Origin of the sequence: Brevundimonas alba (assembly GCF_011927945.1) — a bacterium.
In the GTDB taxonomy this organism is placed as follows: Bacteria; Pseudomonadota; Alphaproteobacteria; order Caulobacterales; family Caulobacteraceae; genus Brevundimonas; species Brevundimonas alba.
Window position 1 is genome coordinate 612292 of record NZ_JAATJM010000001.1, and the last position, 16876, is coordinate 629167.

Annotated in this window: 17 protein-coding genes; 8 read left to right on the forward strand and 9 right to left on the reverse strand. The window is 69.1% G+C overall.

Features of this window, described 5'->3' with window-relative positions; all coding sequences use genetic code 11:
• The first annotated feature begins 30 nt into the window (after window positions 1-30).
• On the forward strand, window positions 31-453 hold the full coding sequence (locus GGQ87_RS03005) for a DUF6491 family protein (RefSeq protein WP_168045226.1): 423 nt from the start codon (window positions 31-33) through the stop codon (window positions 451-453).
• Window positions 454-474: 21 nt separating this feature from the next.
• Here the strand turns inward: GGQ87_RS03005 and scpA are convergent, their stop codons facing one another.
• Together scpA and GGQ87_RS03015 are read right to left on the reverse strand one after the other, a co-directional pair.
• The gene (scpA, locus tag GGQ87_RS03010; RefSeq protein ID WP_168045227.1) at window positions 475-2616 is read right to left on the reverse strand and encodes a methylmalonyl-CoA mutase; all 2142 of its coding nucleotides are present in this window, start codon (window positions 2614-2616) and stop codon (window positions 475-477) included.
• Window positions 2613-4001 (reverse strand): methylmalonyl-CoA mutase family protein, encoded by a 1389-nt coding sequence (locus tag GGQ87_RS03015; protein WP_168045228.1) that lies wholly within the window; start codon window positions 3999-4001, stop codon window positions 2613-2615. The genes scpA and GGQ87_RS03015 overlap by 4 nt, the downstream gene beginning before the upstream one ends.
• Before the next feature lie 230 nt (window positions 4002-4231).
• Between GGQ87_RS03015 and GGQ87_RS03020 the strand changes: the two genes are divergently transcribed.
• Window positions 4232-4933: a glutathione S-transferase N-terminal domain-containing protein gene (locus GGQ87_RS03020; protein WP_168045229.1), complete on the forward strand. Its 702-nt coding sequence runs from the start codon at window positions 4232-4234 to the stop codon at window positions 4931-4933.
• A gap of 3 nt (window positions 4934-4936) precedes the next feature.
• Here GGQ87_RS03020 and GGQ87_RS03025 read toward each other — a convergent pair whose 3' ends face one another.
• A complete protein-coding gene (locus GGQ87_RS03025) occupies window positions 4937-7444 on the reverse strand; it encodes a membrane-bound PQQ-dependent dehydrogenase, glucose/quinate/shikimate family (protein WP_168045230.1) in 2508 nt (835 codons plus the stop codon).
• Window positions 7445-7701: 257 nt separating this feature from the next.
• Window positions 7702-7899 carry a hypothetical protein gene (locus GGQ87_RS03030; protein ID WP_168045231.1) on the reverse strand — a complete coding sequence of 66 codons (198 nt, stop codon included), beginning with the start codon at window positions 7897-7899 and terminating at the stop codon, window positions 7702-7704.
• A gap of 117 nt (window positions 7900-8016) precedes the next feature.
• Between GGQ87_RS03030 and GGQ87_RS03035 the strand changes: the two genes are divergently transcribed.
• The 6 genes from GGQ87_RS03035 (at window position 8017) to GGQ87_RS03060 (ending at window position 11877) form a co-directional block, all read left to right on the forward strand.
• Window positions 8017-8220 (forward strand): hypothetical protein, encoded by a 204-nt coding sequence (locus GGQ87_RS03035; protein ID WP_168045232.1) that lies wholly within the window; start codon window positions 8017-8019, stop codon window positions 8218-8220.
• Window positions 8221-8307: 87 nt separating this feature from the next.
• The gene (locus tag GGQ87_RS03040; protein ID WP_168045233.1) at window positions 8308-8730 is read left to right on the forward strand and encodes a four-helix bundle copper-binding protein; all 423 of its coding nucleotides are present in this window, start codon (window positions 8308-8310) and stop codon (window positions 8728-8730) included.
• Between the two features lie 30 nt (window positions 8731-8760).
• Window positions 8761-9036, forward strand: a complete 276-nt coding sequence (locus GGQ87_RS03045) for an SWIB/MDM2 domain-containing protein (RefSeq protein ID WP_168045234.1) — start codon at window positions 8761-8763, stop codon at window positions 9034-9036.
• A 3-nt stretch (window positions 9037-9039) separates the two neighbouring features.
• Window positions 9040-9369: a hypothetical protein gene (locus GGQ87_RS03050; RefSeq protein WP_168045235.1), complete on the forward strand. Its 330-nt coding sequence runs from the start codon at window positions 9040-9042 to the stop codon at window positions 9367-9369.
• A gap of 8 nt (window positions 9370-9377) precedes the next feature.
• On the forward strand, window positions 9378-10448 hold the full coding sequence (locus GGQ87_RS03055) for a polysaccharide pyruvyl transferase family protein (RefSeq protein ID WP_168045236.1): 1071 nt from the start codon (window positions 9378-9380) through the stop codon (window positions 10446-10448).
• Window positions 10429-11877 (forward strand): Coenzyme F420 hydrogenase/dehydrogenase, beta subunit C-terminal domain, encoded by a 1449-nt coding sequence (locus GGQ87_RS03060; RefSeq protein ID WP_245161402.1) that lies wholly within the window; start codon window positions 10429-10431, stop codon window positions 11875-11877. Before GGQ87_RS03055 ends, GGQ87_RS03060 begins: the two co-directional genes overlap by 20 nt.
• On the opposite strand, the gene GGQ87_RS03065 is transcribed toward GGQ87_RS03060, so the two are convergent.
• The 5 genes from GGQ87_RS03065 to GGQ87_RS03085 are packed head-to-tail and all read right to left on the reverse strand — an operon-like array spanning window position 11842 to window position 16612.
• Window positions 11842-13209: a UDP-glucose dehydrogenase family protein gene (locus tag GGQ87_RS03065; RefSeq protein ID WP_168045237.1), complete on the reverse strand. Its 1368-nt coding sequence runs from the start codon at window positions 13207-13209 to the stop codon at window positions 11842-11844. The two genes, GGQ87_RS03060 and GGQ87_RS03065, sit on opposite strands and share 36 nt — an antisense overlap.
• Window positions 13206-14141, reverse strand: a complete 936-nt coding sequence (locus GGQ87_RS03070; protein ID WP_168045238.1) for a glycoside hydrolase 5 family protein — start codon at window positions 14139-14141, stop codon at window positions 13206-13208. The genes GGQ87_RS03065 and GGQ87_RS03070 overlap by 4 nt, the downstream gene beginning before the upstream one ends.
• Window positions 14138-14923, reverse strand: coding sequence for a TIGR04290 family methyltransferase (locus GGQ87_RS03075; protein ID WP_168045239.1), 786 nt, complete (start codon window positions 14921-14923; stop codon window positions 14138-14140). The genes GGQ87_RS03070 and GGQ87_RS03075 overlap by 4 nt, the downstream gene beginning before the upstream one ends.
• Entirely contained in the window at window positions 14916-15512 is a 597-nt protein-coding gene (locus GGQ87_RS03080; RefSeq protein WP_168045240.1) for a histidine phosphatase family protein, read from the reverse strand. The genes GGQ87_RS03075 and GGQ87_RS03080 overlap by 8 nt, the downstream gene beginning before the upstream one ends.
• Window positions 15509-16612, reverse strand: coding sequence for an inositol-3-phosphate synthase (locus tag GGQ87_RS03085; RefSeq protein WP_168045241.1), 1104 nt, complete (start codon window positions 16610-16612; stop codon window positions 15509-15511). Before GGQ87_RS03085 ends, GGQ87_RS03080 begins: the two co-directional genes overlap by 4 nt.
• Between the last annotated feature and the right edge of the window lie 264 nt (window positions 16613-16876).

The window sequence follows — 16876 nt, forward strand, 5'->3', positions numbered from 1 at the left end:
CATCCAGACCGGCCGGCCCGGAGACTCATCATGACCCGCCTGATCCCGACCGCCGCCGTCGCGGCCCTGACCGTCCTGACCGCCTCCTGCGCACCTGTCGACGACATGTCGGGTTCCAGCGGCAGCGCCTCGGCCCGACCGGAACGCCAGTGCTTCAGCGCCGAACAGGTGCGGAACTTCCGGTCCGCCAACTCCGGGCGGCTCTACATCCGGGCCATGCGGGACGTCTATGAGCTGAACTCATCCGGCGGCTGCACCGACCTGGACTTCGCCCAGCGCCTCGCCATAACCCCGGACGTGGGCGGCCTCGCTGGCGGACGCATCTGCACCGGCAACTGGGCGCGGATCACGATCCCCGGCTCGGCCTCGCCGATCACCAGCTGCCGGGCCCGTGTCGACCGCGTCCTGACCCAAGCGGAGGTGGAGGCGCTGCCGAGGGGCCAGCGGCCCTGACCGTCCGATCAACCTGATCCGTCAGGCTTTCTGGGCGTAGCCAAGCCGCTGGTTCAGCTTCTCGATCAGGTCAATGGCCGTGTCGGCGATGACCGAGCCGGGCGGATAGACCGCGGCCGCGCCCATTTCGATCAGGGTCTGAACATCGGAAGGCGGGATGACGCCGCCGACGACGATCATGATGTCCGACCGGCCCAGCTTCCCGAGCTCGGCCTTCAGTTCCGGCACCAGAGTCAGGTGGCCCGCGGCCAGAGATGAAGCCCCGACGGCGTGAACGCCGCGCTCGACCGCCTCCTTCGCGGCCTCCGCCGGAGTCTGGAACAGCGCGCCAGCCGTGGCCTCGAAGCCGAGGTCTCCATAGGCGGTGGCGATGACTTTCTGGCCGCGGTCGTGGCCGTCCTGCCCCAGTTTGGCGATCAGGATGCGCGGTGGACCGCCATCATTCTCGACGAAGGCGGCGACCATGCCGCGGGCGCGGGCGATCTTCGGATCGTCCCCAGCCTCCCGGGCATAGACGCCGGATACGGTCTTCACCGTCGCCACGTGCCGCCCGAAGGCGGCCTCCAGCGCATCGGAGATTTCACCGACAGTGGCGTAGGCCCGGGCCGCCTCGACGGACAGTTGCAGCAGGTTGGCGTTGCCGCGCGCGCCGGCGGTCAGGGCGTCCAGCGCCGCATGCGTCTTCGCCTCATCCCGTTCGGCGCGGAGGCGTTTCAGCTTGTCCAGCTGGGAGGTCAGGACCGCGGCGTTGTCGACCTTGAGCACCGGAATGTCGTCAACATGGTCGGCAAGGTAGCGGTTCACGCCTACGACCGTCTGCTGGCCCGTGTCGATCCGCGCCTGCGTCTTCGCCGCCGACTCCTCGATGCGCAGCTTGGGTACGCCGGCTTCGATGGCCTTGGCCATGCCACCCAAGGCCTCGACTTCGGCCATGTGGGCGCGAGCCTTCTCGGCCAACTCGTGGGTCAGCCGCTCGACGTAGAAGCTGCCGCCCCACGGGTCGATGACCCGGGTCAGGCCCGTCTCCATCTGCAGCAGCAGCTGGGTGTTGCGGGCGATGCGGGCCGAGAAGTCGGTCGGCAGGGCCAGCGCCTCGTCGAGACTGTTGGTGTGCAGCGACTGCGTCTGGCCGCCTGCCGCCGCCATGGCCTCGACCATGGTCCGGCTTACGTTGTTGAACACGTCCTGCGCCGCCAGCGACCAGCCGGACGTCTGGCAGTGCGCCCGCAAGCTCAGGGAGCGCGGATCCTTCGCGCCGAATTTCGACACGGCCTCAGCCCACAGCAGGCGGCCCGCGCGCAGCTTGGCCACCTCCATGAAATAGTTCATGCCGACGGCCCAGAAGAAGCTCAGCCGCGGCGCGAACCGGTCGATGGCCATGCCCGCTTCGACGCCGGCCTTCATGTATTCGATGCCGTCGGCGAGGGTGTAGGCCAGCTCCAGATCGGCCGAGGCCCCGGCCTCCTGCATGTGGTAGCCGCTGATCGAGATCGAGTTGAATTTCGGCGTGTGCTCCGCGGTCCAGGCGAAGATGTCCGAGATGATCCGCATGCTGGGCGTCGGCGGGTAGATGTAGGTGTTCCGGACCATGAACTCCTTGAGGATGTCGTTCTGGATGGTCCCGGTCAGGGCGGCGTGCGGCACGCCCTGCTCTTCCGCCGCGACGATGTAGAGCGCCAGCACGGGCAGGACCGCGCCATTCATGGTCATCGACACCGACATCTTGTCCAGCGGGATGCCGTCGAACAGGGTCCGCATGTCGTAGATGCTGTCGATGGCCACGCCGGCCATGCCGACATCGCCCTTCACGCGCGGATGATCGCTGTCGTAGCCCCGGTGGGTGGCGAGGTCGAAGGCGATCGACAGACCCTTCTGACCGGCCTCGAGATTGCGGCGGTAGAAGGCGTTGGAGGCCTCGGCCGTCGAGAAGCCGGCGTACTGGCGGATGGTCCAGGGGTTGGACGCGTACATCGTCGGATAGGGGCCGCGATGATAGGGCGCGATGCCCGGCAGTCCGTGGATGAACTCAAGGCCGTCGAGCGCCGGGGCGTCGTAGGCGGGGGCGACGGTCAGGCCCTCCGGCGTCCGCCAGTCGTCGCGCGCCGGTCCGGCGCCGGTGGGCGACAGGTCGAGGCCGATCTTCGAGAAGTCGGGGAAGCTCATCGGCCGGCCTCCTGCGTCTCGAAGGGTGCGGCGAGGCGGATCCGGGTCAGAGGCTCGCAGGCGTCTCCGCCGCCCGCCGGGACGACCGGCGTCTCCGGCTCGGCGGCGGCGGGACGCGGATCCGGATCCACGAATTTCGTGACGCCCACCATCTGCCTCGCGCCGTCCGCCAGCCCGGTCTCCAGCAGTTGCCGCGCCCGCGCGATGCGCGGCTGGATCAGGTGGCCGCGCAGGGCCTCGACGATCCCGCCCTCGGCCTCGATCGTCTGGAACTCGGCCCAGCCGGCCTCGGCCAGTTCGCGGGTGCGGTGATCGAGGAACCACGAGCCGGCCGCCGGATCGTCGACCCGACCGATGTGAGCTTCTTCCATCAGCACCAGCTGGGTGTTGCGCGCCTGCCGCCGGGCGAAGGCGTCGGGGCGTCCTTCCGCGCGGGTAAAGCCGTCCAGCACCACCGCGTCCGCGCCGCCCACCGCGCCGGCGAACCCCGCCGCCGTGAGCCGCAGCAGGTTCGGCCAGGGATCGCGCGCCGACAGCATCCGCCGCGACGACCGCGCCTCGATCAGCGCCCGCGTCTCCGCGCCGAACGCCCGGCTCAGCGAGCGCCAGATCAGGCGCAGGCCGCGAACCTTGGCGAGGCTGTCGAAATATTCTTGGTCCACCGACACGCCGAGGACGGTTCCCTTCAGCGCCTGCTCCGCCGTCATGCCGGCATCGATGGCGGCGCGGATCAGGGCCGCCGCATTGGACGCCGCGAACGCCAGTTCCTGGGCGATTGAGCCGCCGGCCTCGTGCGCGACGCGGCCGGAGGCGAGGAAGAAGGTGGCGTCCGGATAGGCCCCGGCATGGCGGGCGGCGGTGTTGGCCGCGAGGGTCAGATGCTCTTCCAGCGAGCGCGGGGCCGCGCCCGTTTGGGCGAAGGCCGAGACCGGGTCCATGTGGAACATCAGCCTGGCGCGCGGTGAACCCTTGGCGGCGACCGCCAGTGCATTGGCCGCCTCCGGACCGTCCAGCCCAGCATCGAGGCCGACCGCCGCCAGCTCCAGCGCCACCCCGTCGAGGGCGGCCGTCAGGGGCGCTGAATCCGCCAGAACCCCGCCCTTGAGCACCACCGACGCGGCGCCGCCTTCAAGGTCGGCGAGCACCACGGCGTTGACCGCCGCCGGCTCGTCGCCCTCGACGAGGGTGCGCAGGTCCCAAGCCCGACCGTCGGCGTGCGAGGGACGCGGCGCGAACAGCGGCTCGACCCCGGTCGCGGCGGCGTAGAGCGGGCGGACGGCCAACTGGTCGGCATCGAGATGCAGCAGGCTTTCAAGCGGCCGGTCTTTAAGCGCCTTCTCGGCGAGGACCTTCCAGTCGGCGGGGGACGGGGTCGGAAACGTCATCCGCCTCCATTGCCCCCGCGACCGCCCCGGGTCCAGACGAGGGTTCTGAAACCCGACTCAAAAAAACAGTCCGAAGAGTCCGAAGAGTCCGAAGAGTCGGTTTTGCTCCTCCCAGTGACTGCACCTTACCAGCCGCCTGCGTCAAAACCGGTCGCACCAATGCGCCACAGCAACGGTTGCGGTTAAGCTTCGTCTTCCTACATCACGCGGATCGAAGCAGGAGTTTCCTCATGGCCGACCTTTCCGCCTTCCCGATCACACAGCGCTGGCCCGCGCAGCATCCGGACCGGCTGCAGCTCTATTCGCTGAACACGCCGAACGGGGTGAAGGCCTCGATCATGCTCGAGGAGATCGGCCTGCCGTATGAGCCGCACTTCATCGACATCACGAAGAACGAAACCTGGGGCCCGGAATTCCTGTCGCTGAACCCGAACGGCAAGATTCCGGCCATCCTCGATCCCGACGGCCCGGACGGAAAGCCGCTGGCCCTGTTCGAGTCGGGCGCCATCCTGGTCTATCTGGCCGAAAAGACCGGCCGGCTGATCCCCGCCGACGCCGCCGGCCGCTATGAGACCCTGCAGTGGGTCATGTGGCAGATGGGCGGGCTCGGGCCGATGTTCGGCCAGCTGGGCTTCTTCAACAAATTCGCCGGCAAGGACATTGAGGACAAGCGGCCGCTGCAGCGCTACGTGACGGAATCGAAGCGACTGCTGGGCGTGCTCGACGGGCGGCTTGAAGGCCGCGACTGGATCATGGGCGAATACACCATTGCCGACATCGCCATGCTGGGCTGGGTCCGCAACCTGATCGGCTTCTACGAGGCGCGCGATCTGGTCGAGTTTGACGGGCTGAAGAACGTCCCGGCCTGGCTGGAACGCGGCCTCGCCCGCCCCGCGGTGCAGCGCGGTCTGGAGATCCCGAAACGACCCTGACGCTCAGCGCTGCGGCAGCGCATAGGCGATGACGAAGTCTCCGGCGGGCGTCTCCATGAAGTGGTGCCCGCCGGCCATCATGACCAGATACTGCCGCCCGTCCTGCTCATAGACCATCGGCGTCGCCTGTCCGCCGGCGGGCAGGACGTCGGACCAGACGGTCTCTCCGGTCTCGATGTCGATGGCCCGGATCAGGTCGTCGGTCGCGGCGGCGATGAAGATCAGCCCGCCCGCCGTGACCACCGCCCCGCCGTTGTTGGGCGTGCCGATGTCCACCGGCAGCATCGACGGGATCCCGAACGGACCGTTCTTGCGCGCCGTGCCGAAGGGCCTATCCCAGACGGTGCGGCCGGTGCGGATGTCGACGGCCCGGATGCCGCCATAGGGGGGCTGCTTGCACAGCATGCCCGTCGACTTCATCCGCCAGCCGGCGTTGACGTCGATGGCGTAGGGCACGCCCCACTGCGGATCGCCCGCGCCTTCCGCGCCCTCGGGCACGCCGCCGCGGGACTCCGGTGTCTTCCCCTCCAGCCGGGGATCGCCGCGCGGGAACCAGCCGAGCTTGTTGGCCGTCTCGCGCGGCACCAGCCGGTTGTAGTTCGGCATGTCATTGTAGTTGGCGATGATCCAGCCGCGCCGCGGGTCTACGGCCACGCCGCCCCAGTCCGAGCCGCCGTTGTAGCCCGGATATTCGATCCAGCGCCGCTCGCTGGTCGGCGGGGTGTAGAAGCCGTCGTAGGCGGCCTGACGGAAGCCGATGCGGCAGATCATCTGGTCGATGGGCGACATGCCCCACATGTCGCGCTCGCTCAGGTCGTTCTTCGGCCGCAGGGTGTGGAACAGGGAGTGGGGCTGCGTCGGACTCCGGTCACGCGCCTCGACACCCCCCTGTGGCGCCGGGCGCTCGGCCACCGGGGTTAGCGGTCGACCCGTCCGGCGGTCGAGGATGTAGAGGTCGCCCTGCTTGCTGGGCAGGACGAGGGCCGGCACGGCGCCGCCCGCGGTCGGATAGTCGATCAGGGTCGCCTGCGAGCCGAGGTCGTAGTCCCAGACATCCTTGTGCACCGTCTGGAACGACCATGCGGGGCGGCCGGTGGTGACGTCGAGCGCCACCAGCGAGGTCGAATACTGGTTCTCCTGCGGCGTGCGGTTGCTGCTCCAGTAGTCCGCCGCCGAATTGCCCATCGGCAGATAGACGAGGCCGAGCTGTTCGTCGCCCGAGGCCGTGGTCCACATGTTCGGCGTGCCGCGGGTGTAGGTCTGGCCGGTGGGCGGCAGGCCCGTCGTCGCCGGCTGCCCCGCATCCCAGGCCCAGCGCAGGGCGCCGGTGATCGCGTCGAAGCCCTGGATCACCCCGGAGGGCGCCTTGTCGTATTGCCCGTCCAGCACCTGATGGCCGGTGACGATGACGCCGCGGACGATGGTCGGGGCCGAGGTGATAGACACCATGCCCGGGATGACCCGGCCCATGCCGACCTTGATGTCGACCGAGCCGTTGGTTCCGAAATCCGCGCAGGGACGGCCGGTGCGGGCGTCAACCGCGACCAGCCGGCCGTCGAGCGTGCCCGCGATGATGCGGGTCGCGCAGGGCGTCGGGGCCACAGCGGGAATGGGAACCGGGCGGGGCCGGGGTGCGATGGCCACCGGGGCCGGGGCCGCTTGAGACCCTGCAGAGGCGGTCGGCGTCGCGCTCGCGTCATAGTAGGCCACGCCCCGGCAGGCGGCGGTGTAGGGAATCCACTCGTCCGACACGCGCGGATCGAAGCGCCAGCGCTCGCGGCCGCTGCGTGCATCGAGGGCGATCAGACGGCTGCGCGCGGTGCACAGATAGACGGTGTCTCCGACCTTCAGCGGCGTGGTCTCGGCGCCCCATTTTTCCGTCGGCGTGTCGCCGGTGCGGAAGGTCCAGACCCGCTCCAGCCGGCCGACGTTCTGACGGTTGATCTGGGTCAGCGGCGAATAGCGGCGGGCGCTGTAGGTCCCCCCATACGCCGGCCAGTCGGCTCCGGTCTGACGCAGGGACGGCTCGGACATGGCGGCGAGCATGGCGCCCTGTCCGGGCGCGGGGCTCATGGGGCGGTTGGCCTGGGCCACCACGATCCCGGCGATGACGGCGCCGACGAGGAAGACCGCCGCGCCGCCGAGCGCCAGCCTGCGTCCCCGGCGTCCATCGAGCACGGGGAAGGCGGCGATGACGAACACCAGCAGGACAGCAGGAGCGATGACACGCGGCACCAGCGCCCAGCCGTTCAGCCCCACCTCCCACAGCGCCCACAGCACTGTCAGGACGAAGACGCCGATGTAGATCCAGGCGCCGAGAAGCCTGAGCCGCCACAGCATGACGCCCGAAGCGATCAGGCCTAGGCCGGCCAGCAGATAGTAGAAGGAGCCGCCGAGAGAGAGCAGCCAGCCGCCGCCGATGGCGAGCGTCAGGCCGATCAGGAGGAACAGCACCGCCAGAACCCGGACCAGCACGCCGCCGAGGCCAACGCCTCTTTCGATCCTCGCCATGATCAGCCCGCCTTCAGCTTTCGGTTTTTGGGGCGATGTGGGTGGCTGGCGCGAGCGCGCCGGCCCGCGTCAGCGCCGCCGTTCGGTTTCCGTGTTCGTGACCGCATCGTCGCCGGAGCCGGTTCCGGCCCCTCCTGCGGACGGGGGACGGGGATGCTTCTGGTCAGGCGCGGCCCCGGCTTCGCCCACCCTCCGCTGGCCCAGGCCCTCGTTGAGGTGGACCGTCCGGCCCTTGTCCGTCGCGTCGCGCGTGCCCATCAGCGGCGGCCTCCAAGCTCGCGCTGAACGTCGCGGAACCCGGTGCCGACCCGCGCTACCGCCATCCGCACCGCTTCGGGCGTGGCGGCGAAGGTCTCCGCGAGTGTCTGCAGGTCAGGCTCGGTTATCGCTTCGGGCGCTGAGGCGAAGGCGGGCGGCGCATCGAGGCCATCGGTCGGGCTTTCGGCGATCTGCATCGGTCCGGTCTCCACGGATTGTGCCGGCGAAACGCGGCTACGGGGCCGATGGGTCCAGTGTCGGCGATCCGACGTTGGTCGGGTGGAACTCCGCCACCGCCGCCCCGTTGGCAGGGCATGGACAAGCGCCCGACATCGCCGCCGTCGAAAACGTCCGGCCTCGTGGTCGGCGGCCTCGGCGGGCCGGAGGACGAACTGCTGGAGTCGGGGCAGGAAGAGGTCTTCTCGCGCACCGAGGTCGAGAGCGGCCAGATCGAGCATCACGTCGAGGCCGGCGGACCGAGCGTCGATCAGGGTGGCGACAGCAGCCGCAAGGCCTGACGCTCGCCGTCGGCATATTTTGCGGCTCCGCTTCGAACTTCCGCGCCGCGCGCCGGTTGGTCCGCCGAAACCGACCGGGAGCCGCCGATGCACGCCCAGCAGATGATTGCCGCCCACCCGCACGTCCGGGGCGAGGTGAACACCGCCCTCGCCCGCTGTGTCGAAGCCTGTTTCGACTGCGCCCAGGTCTGCGCCTCCTGCGCCGACGCCTGTCTCGGCGAGGAAAAGGTCGCCGATCTGGTGCAGTGCATCCGGTTGAACATGGATTGTGCGGACGTCTGCCTGAGCAGCGGGCTGATCGCTACGCGCCGCTCGGGCGGTGATGTTCCCCTGATCGCGGCGCAGCTGAGGGCATGCGAACTGGCGTGCGCCCGATGCGCGCAGGAGTGCGAGCAGCATGCCGAAATGCACGAGCACTGCCGGATCTGCGCCGAGGCCTGCCGGGCGTGCGAGCGCGCCTGCCGCGAGGCTGCCGCGAGCCTCCCGGGCGCGGACGCTCCCCGCCACTGAAACCCCGAACAACACGACTGGAGACCTGACATGGCACAGAACGAAGGACCCGGCGCCGGCGAGGAGAACGACGGCCTGCACCGCCCGCTGAACCTGTCGGAGGAACTGTCGGAAGTCGTCGGCGACGGTCCGATGGGCCGCGCCGACGTCGTCAGCGGCCTGTGGGACTACATCAAGAAGAATGACCTGCAGGACGGGCAGGAGATCAAGGCGGACGACAAGCTGAAGGCGGTGTTCGGGAAGGAGCGGTTCACGATGTTCGAGATGAACGAGATCCTGTCGGATCACCTGCAGGAGGCGGACTGACCCATGGCGACGGGCATGAACGAAGCCGGCAAGGCGGGTCACCACGAGCGCAACAAGGTCGAGGGCGAGGGCGAGACCAACGCCAGCGGCGGCGACACGACGAGCAGCGGGTTCGGCGGCGACATGGACGACATCGATCCCGATGCGCCCTCGCCGACCGACCTGAGTGGTCGGACCGAGCCGTCGATGCGGACCGCCGTGGCTCAGCCGGGCACACACGATCCGGAGGACTCCAGCTTCGCTCCGGGCGGGGACAAGACCTCCAATCCGGACGTCGATGGCGAGGCCATGCTGGACCAGACCGTCGGTCGCGCCGACACCGGACGGCATTGACGGCGCGGGTGGCCAAGCCCCGCCGCGTCGGCGTCCTGACCTTCCACCGCTGCATCAACTACGGCTCGTACTGGCAGGCGCGCTGCCTGACGGAGGGGCTGCGCCGGCGCGGCCATGACGCGGTGCTGCTGGATCACCGGTCCTCGTGGGTGAACCGGGCGGAGTGGCGGTGCGCCCTGCAGCCGATGCTGCCCACGCGGACGCCGCGCGCGGACTTTCCCCTGTATGCGGAGAAGACGCGCAGGTTCTTCGAGGCGTTCGAGGGCCTGCCGCTGTCGGAGCCCTTCGACCTGGAGGCGCCACAGGACGCCGGAGCCTTCGACGCCGTGGTGGTCGGCAGCGACGAGGTGTGGAATTTCCGCCACCCCTGGTACGCGGGGCGGCCGCTGTTTTTCGGCGAAGGCCTGCAGGCGGACCGGCTCGTCGCCTATGCCGCCAGCTTCGGCAATCACGACGCGGACGACGGGCTGGACCCGTTCTGGGGCGGGCGGTTGAAGGCCTTCTCGGCCATCGCGGTGCGGGACGAGAATTCGCGCAGACTGGTCGAGGCGGGGCTCGGCCAGACGCCGGAGATCGTGCTCGATCCATGCCTGCAGTTCGACGACATCGCGCGAGGCACGGACGAGAATCCATGGCCGGACCGGGTGATCGTCTATGGTCATTCTTTCGCGGAGTGGTTCAAGGCCGCGGTGCGCCGGTGGGCGGACGAGCGGGGCGTGCGGCTGGTCAGCCTCGGCTACCGCAATGACTGGGCGGACGAGCAGTGGATCACGGCGGGCCCGGAGGATTTTGCCCGCGCCATGGCCTCCGCCCGTGCGGTGATCACCAACTTCTTCCATGGCTGCGTCTTCGCCCTGGTCAACGCCAGGCCCTTCGTCACGGCCCTGACGGACTACCGTGTCAACAAGATCCGCGATCTGACGGCGCGCGTCGGGGCGGGGCTGCGGCTGGTGGAGGAAGGATCGTCAGCGGCCGACTATGCGGCGGCGCTGGACGAACCGCTGGAGCGGGAGATCACGACCCGGCTGGCGGCGTTGAGGCAGCGGTCGGAGGCGTATCTTGACCTTGCGCTCGCCTGAAACTCCGGCGAAGCGGCCGGGGCCGTACAGCCCGGACGACATCGTGCGCTCCGGAATGTGCATCGGCTGCGGCGCGTGCGTCGGCGCGGACCGGACGGGGCGGGCGGCCATGGCCATGGATGCGCATGGGCATTTGAAACCGGTCGGGCCCGTGGAGTGGCGCAAGACCCGGTCACCCGAGTTCTCCGCCCTCTGCCCCTTCTCCCCGGCGGCCGATGACGAGGACGACATCGCCCTCGCCCGCTATCCGGACGCACCACAGGACGACGCCCGGATCGGCCGGTTCGACTCGGCCTGGGTCGGGCATGTCGAGGAAGGGGTGTTCCGCAGCTCGGGCAGTTCAGGCGGCATGGGCAACTGGACGGCCGCGGAGTTGTTGCGCACCGGCCGCGTGGATGCGGTGGCGCACGTCGGCGGACTAGAAAGAGCCGACGCCGACGACCCGCTGTTCGGCTACCGCATCTCCCGCTCGCTGGACGAGCTGACCGCGGCGGCCAAGTCGCGCTACCACCCGGTCGAGCTGTCGGGGGTGATCGAGACCATCCGCTCGGCGCCGGGCCGGTATGCCGTCACGGGCGTGCCCTGTTTCATCAAGGCGGTGCATCTGCTGCGGGCGGGCGATCCAATCCTCCGTGAACGGATCGTCTTCACCCTCGGCCTTTTCTGCGGCCACATGAAAAGCCTGCGCATGGCCGAGAGCTTCGCCTGGCAGACGGGCGTGCGGATGCAGGACGTCGCGCGCATGGACTACCGGCTCAAGGACCCCACCCGGCCGGCCAATGTCTACACCGCCCAGTTCCTGCTCAAGGACGGCGGGGAGCGGCGGCGGGACTGGTGGAATTTCGCCGACGGCGACTGGGGCGCGGGCTTCTTCCAGAACCCCGCCTGCGACTGGTGCGACGACGTCGTCGCCGAGACGGCGGACATCTCGTTCGGCGACGCCTGGGTCGAGCCCTACTCGTCCGACGGGCGCGGGACTAACGTCGTCGTGATCCGGTCGGCCGAGCTGGACCGGATGGTCCGGGAGGCGGTCGCAGCGGGGCGGTTAAGCCTCAGACCCGTCGACGCGGACTTCATCCACCAGACCCAGGCGGCGGGATTCCGGCAGCGGCGCGAGGGGCTGGCGTGGCGCCTGAGCTGGCCGCGGCCGGGAAAGATCCGTCCACTGAAACGCATCGCGCCGAATGTCTCCGGCCTGCCGCTGCGCCGGCGCGGCGTCTATCTGATGCGCCATCAGATCAGCCGCTGGAGCCATCCGCTGTTCCGGCTCGCGCGCCGGACCAGCCGCCCCGGCGTCTACCTGCGTTGGGCCGGGGCGATGCTCGCCTTCTACCAGGCGCTGGCGTGGTCGCGAGGCTGGCTCGGCGCGCTGTTCGACCGGCTGGAAGCGGCGTCAGGCGGCGGCTCCGGTCGGGCGGGAGGCGCGTAGACGGCGGCTCGGCTTCGGCGCTCTGGCGGCCACCGCCGGCCGTCCGATCGAGACATAGTCGAAGCCGGCGCGGGTGGCGTCCTCGGGATGGAACAGGTTGCGCATGTCGATCAGCAGCGGCGTCTCCACCACCGCCCCCAGCCGCTTGAGGTCCAGTGTCCGGAAGTTGGGCCACTCCGTCAGGATCACCACCGCCGAAGCGCTCTTTGCGGCGTCATAGGCGTCGCGGCAGAAGGCGACGCCGGGCAGCAGGTCGCGCGCCGCCTCCATCCCCTTGGGATCGAAGGCCCGCACCTTCGCCCCGCGCCGCTGCAGTTCCGGGATCAGCTCCAGAGACGCGGCCTCGCGCATGTCGTCCGTGCCCGCCTTGAAGGTCAGGCCCAGCACCGCGACCGTCCGTCCCTTGAGCTCTCCCGCAACCGCCGCGACCCGCGCCGCCAAGAGCCGCTTGCGTTCCCGATTGGCCTCCGAGGCGGCGGTCACGACCCGCAGCGGCACGGCGGCGGCGCGGCCCGTACCGAGCAGGGCGTCAGTGTCCTTGGGGAAGCAGGAGCCGCCGAAGCCCGGGCCCGGCTCAAGGAACCGCGCCCCGATGCGGGCGTCCAGACCCATACCTTCCGCCACGCGCGCCGCGTCGGCGCCCAGCTCTTCGCACAGGTCGGCGATCTCGTTGATGTAGCTGATCTTGACCGCGAGAAAGGCGTTGGCCGCATATTTGATCAGCTCCGACGTGCGCCGGTCGGTTATCAGCAGGGGCGCGCCGCCATCGGTCAGCGGCGCATAGAGCGCCTGCATCGTCTCCCGCGCCCGCAGGTCGTCGGTCCCGACCACGATCCGGTCCGGCTTGAGGAAGTCGCCGATGGCCGAGCCCTCGCGCAGGAACTCCGGATTGGACACCACGGCCACGTCCGCGTCCGGGCGGAGGTCGGCCAGCATGGCGTCGATCTGGTCCCCCGTTCCGACTGGCACCGTCGACTTGGTGACCACCGCGGTAAAGCCGGCAAGGTGGGGTGCGAGGTCGCGAACCGCCGCGCGGACGAAGCCGAGGTCCGCCTCTCCGTCCGGCCCCGGCGGGGTCCCGACGGCCAGGAAGATCGCGTCGCGATCCGGCGCCATGGCGGCGAGGTCGGTGGAGAAGCTCAACCGCTCCGCCTGCCGCTGTTTGCGGATCAGCTCGATCAGGCCCGGCTCGTAGATCGGGCAGCCGCCGTCGTTCAGCAGGTCGATCTTCTGCGGCAGGGCGTCGACGCAGATCACCTCGTGCCCCAGCTCCGCCAGACAGGTTCCGGTGACGAGGCCGACATAGCCCGTGCCGATGACGCCGATCTTCATGCCAGCTCCTTCGAGACGATCCGGCCCTGCGCGGCCGCCGCCCGGCGCGGGGCGTAGCGCGCGGTCATTTCGGCGCAGAATTCCGCGAACTCCTCCGCGGCCTGCGGGGGGCTGGTGTGGTGCGGTTCGATGCCCCGGTGCTCGGGCGTGAAGCAGAAGGTGACCGTGGTCTCGAACTCGGCCAGCGCCTCCATCTGGCGATCGAACCAGTCCAGCGCGCCTTCCCGATAGCGGTCCGCCCATGACAGGCCGGTGCGGACATGGCGCACCCCCAGCCGGCGGAACCACGCCACGGCGTCATCGAGACGATGGTCCTCGAAATGAAACCACTGGCACAGACCCATTTGCTCCGCATACGGCGCATAGGCCTCGACCGCCGGCTTGGGCGAGCCGTCCTCGCGCAGCAGGCCCATGTGGAAATGCCGGTAGTAGGACGAGCCCTCCGCCTCCTTGTGCCGCGTCGTCGCCTCCCAGGTGTGGGGCAGGTCGTAGAGGCTGTACCAATGGATGCGCGGCGCGTGGCCGATCAGCAGGTCGGCGGTCTTCTTCACCCCCCAGGCCTGCACCTCCTCCGAGCCGAACGAGGAGACGCCGACCTCGGTCACCCAGACCGGCTTGTCGGTGACGGCGCGGATCTCGGCCACCTTCTCGGGCCAGGCGTCGATCGGCCACAGGTTCCAGTCGAGCGGAAAGCCGTGCACGGCGACGGCGTCCACGTGATCGAGCGCGCCCTTGCCCTCCAGCCTCTGGAGGAAGAACGGATCGATCGGCGACATGCCGCCGAGCACACGGGTCAGCTCCGGGTTCTCCGCCCGGATCGCCTGCCCGGCTAGCCGGGTCATCTCCGCGAACAGGTCCCATTCCGGGTCGAGCAGCGGGTCCCAGTGCGACTTGTTGTTCGGTTCGTTCCAGATCTTGACCGCTTCGATCACGCCTTGTCTCCGCTCCTGTCGTGGCCGTTTGTGCTCGCGCGCGCCGGATAGGCGGCGCCCAGCTTCGGCGGCGGGCCGCGCCGGCACAGGAAGACCTCCTCCTCCGGATGCTCGACAATCTCGAAGCCCGCGCTGCGCAGCATGGCCGCGCTGCACGCCGCATTGGGGGCCCACCAATTGGTCGGGTCATGGGCGTAGCGGTGCTCGATGAAGTGCAGCTTCGGATAACCCGGCTCGTCGAAATGGGCCTGATCGTTGAAGTCGTAGTCGGCGGCGACGGGCAGGACCTCGGGCGAGCCCCGCTGCATCGACTGGAACAGCAGCAGGTCGTCGGCGACGTGCTCGTGGATCAGGTCCAAAGCCAGCAGCGGATGCCGCAGATGGTAGAGCACCCCCATGAAGATCACGAGGTCGAACCGCTCCTTCAGCGCCGCCAGGTCGTAGACCGACAGCTTGCGGAACTCGATGTCCGCCTCCTCCACCTCGGCGGCGAACCGGGCCTGGGCCAGGTAGCGGTCATCGAAGTCGACGCCGAGCACGCGGTCGGCGCCCCGCCGCTTCATCTCGATCGAATAGAAGCCGGCGTTGCAGCCGATATCGAGCACGCTCTTGCCGGTCATGTCGGCGGGAATCGCGTGGGCGAAGCGGGCGAATTTGTTGGCCGGGTAGTCGTAGAGGAAGTGGTTGGGCGCGGTGCGCACCCCCTTCAGATCCATGTTGTGAAACCAGTCGCCCAGTTCGGCGACGCGGGCGCGGATCTGCTCCGGATTCAGGTCAGCCATGGGGGACCTCGTTCAGCGTGTGAAGCTTCAGGAATCCCTCGCCGATGACGAGGGTGGTGATGGAGCCGGGGCTGATCTCGAACCGGTCGTGGAAGCGCATCGACAGGCCGGTCGCCAGACCAACGGCGGCCTTGATTACATCCGCATGGCTGACCGCCGCGACGGCGCGGGCCCCCGACCGGACAACGCACTCCAGCCATCCGGCCAGCCGCGCCTGCACCTCCAGCATCGTCTCGCCCGACGGCGGACGCGCGGTGTCGCGGGCGCTGTTCCACGTGCGCCAGAGCGGCTCGGGTTCGAGGCTTTCGAACGTCCGGCCGTTCCAGTCGCCGAAGTCGATCTCCATGAGGGCCTCCTCTGTTGTCAGCGGCGCGCCGCACGCGTCGGCGATGCGTTCCGCGGTCTGCCGGGTCCGCTCCAGCGGACTGGTCTGAACAACCTCCACGCCTTCGCGGGCCAGCCGTCGGCCCGCGGCGTCCGCCTGGGCCAGACCGGCCTCGCCCATCAGCACGCCGACGGTCCGGCCGCACAGCCGGCCCTGCAGCTGATCGTGAACCCCGTGCCGCACCAGAAAGACGGTTGTGGTCACGAGGCGAGGCGGGGCGCGGACTGATCGAGCCCCTCGATGAAGTCCAGCGTGCGCAGCCGGGCCTCCTCGTCGGTGAACTGTTCGGGCGGCGACTTCATGAACCAGCTCGACGGGCCGATCAGCGGGCCGGAGACGCCCCGGTCCATCGCCACCTTGGCGCAGCGCACCGCATCGATAACCACGCCGGCGCTGTTCGGGCTGTCCCAGACCTCGAGCTTCAGCTCGATGTTCAGCGGCACGTCGCCGAAGGTGGTGCCCTCCACCCGGATGTGCGCCCATTTCCGGTCCGTCAGCCACGGCACGAAATCGCTCGGTCCGACATGCACGTCGTCGGCCGGCAGCGGCACGTCCAGCTGGCTGGTCACGGCCTGGGTCTTGGAAATTTTCTTCGACGACAGCCGCTCGCGTTCGAGCATATTCTTGAAGTCGGAATTGCCGCCGAAATTGAGCTGGTACATCCGGTCGATGCGGACGCCGCGCTCGCGCATCAGATTGGCCAGCACACGGTGGACGATGGTGGCCCCGACCTGGCTCTTGATGTCGTCGCCGACGATCGGCAGGCCGCGCTGGCGGAAGCGGGCGGCCCAAGCCGGGTCCGAGGCGATGAAGACCGGGATGCAGTTGACGAAGGCGCAGCCGGCCTTAAGCGCCGCCTCGGCGTAGAACTCCGTCGCCTTCTGCGAGCCGACAGGAAGATAGGAAACCAGCACGTCGGTGCCGCTGTCGCGCAGCGCCTTTGCGACATCGACCGGCGCCGCGTCCGCCTCCTCGATGTCGCCGAGCATATACTGACCGATGCCGTCCAGCGTCGGACCGCGCATGACCTGCACGCCGGTGGCCGGAGGGGTCGCGAAACGGATGGTGTTGTTCGGGTCGCTGAAGATAGCCTGGGCGACGTCGCGGCCGACCTTGCCCGCATGGACGTCGAAGGCGGAGGCGATCTCCATGTCGCCGATGTGATAGCCGCCCAGTTCGACATTCATCAGCCCGGGCGGCGGTTCGTTGCCGACCGCTTCCGCATAGTGGCTGAGACCCTGCACGAACGAGGAGGCGCAGTTGCCGACGCCGACGACGCCGATGCGCACCTTTTTGCGACCCATGGGGACCTCCGGGGTTCGGCCGCCCCATGCAAGCCGAACGGTTGGAGAAGCATCTACAAAGCTTATGGTTCCGCTGCACGGGAGCTTGACTACAGCAACGCAGCGCTTCGGTTATTGTACCGCTACTGCTCGGCTGTAATTTTCGCCCGCACCGGCAAGCACATAGGCGCTTATGTCGTGTATACGACTTAGTCGGCAGGGGAACTAACCAGTAGAAGAAGAAGTTGCTCGCCTGAACCTGCACAGGAGAGCCGCGATGCCGAC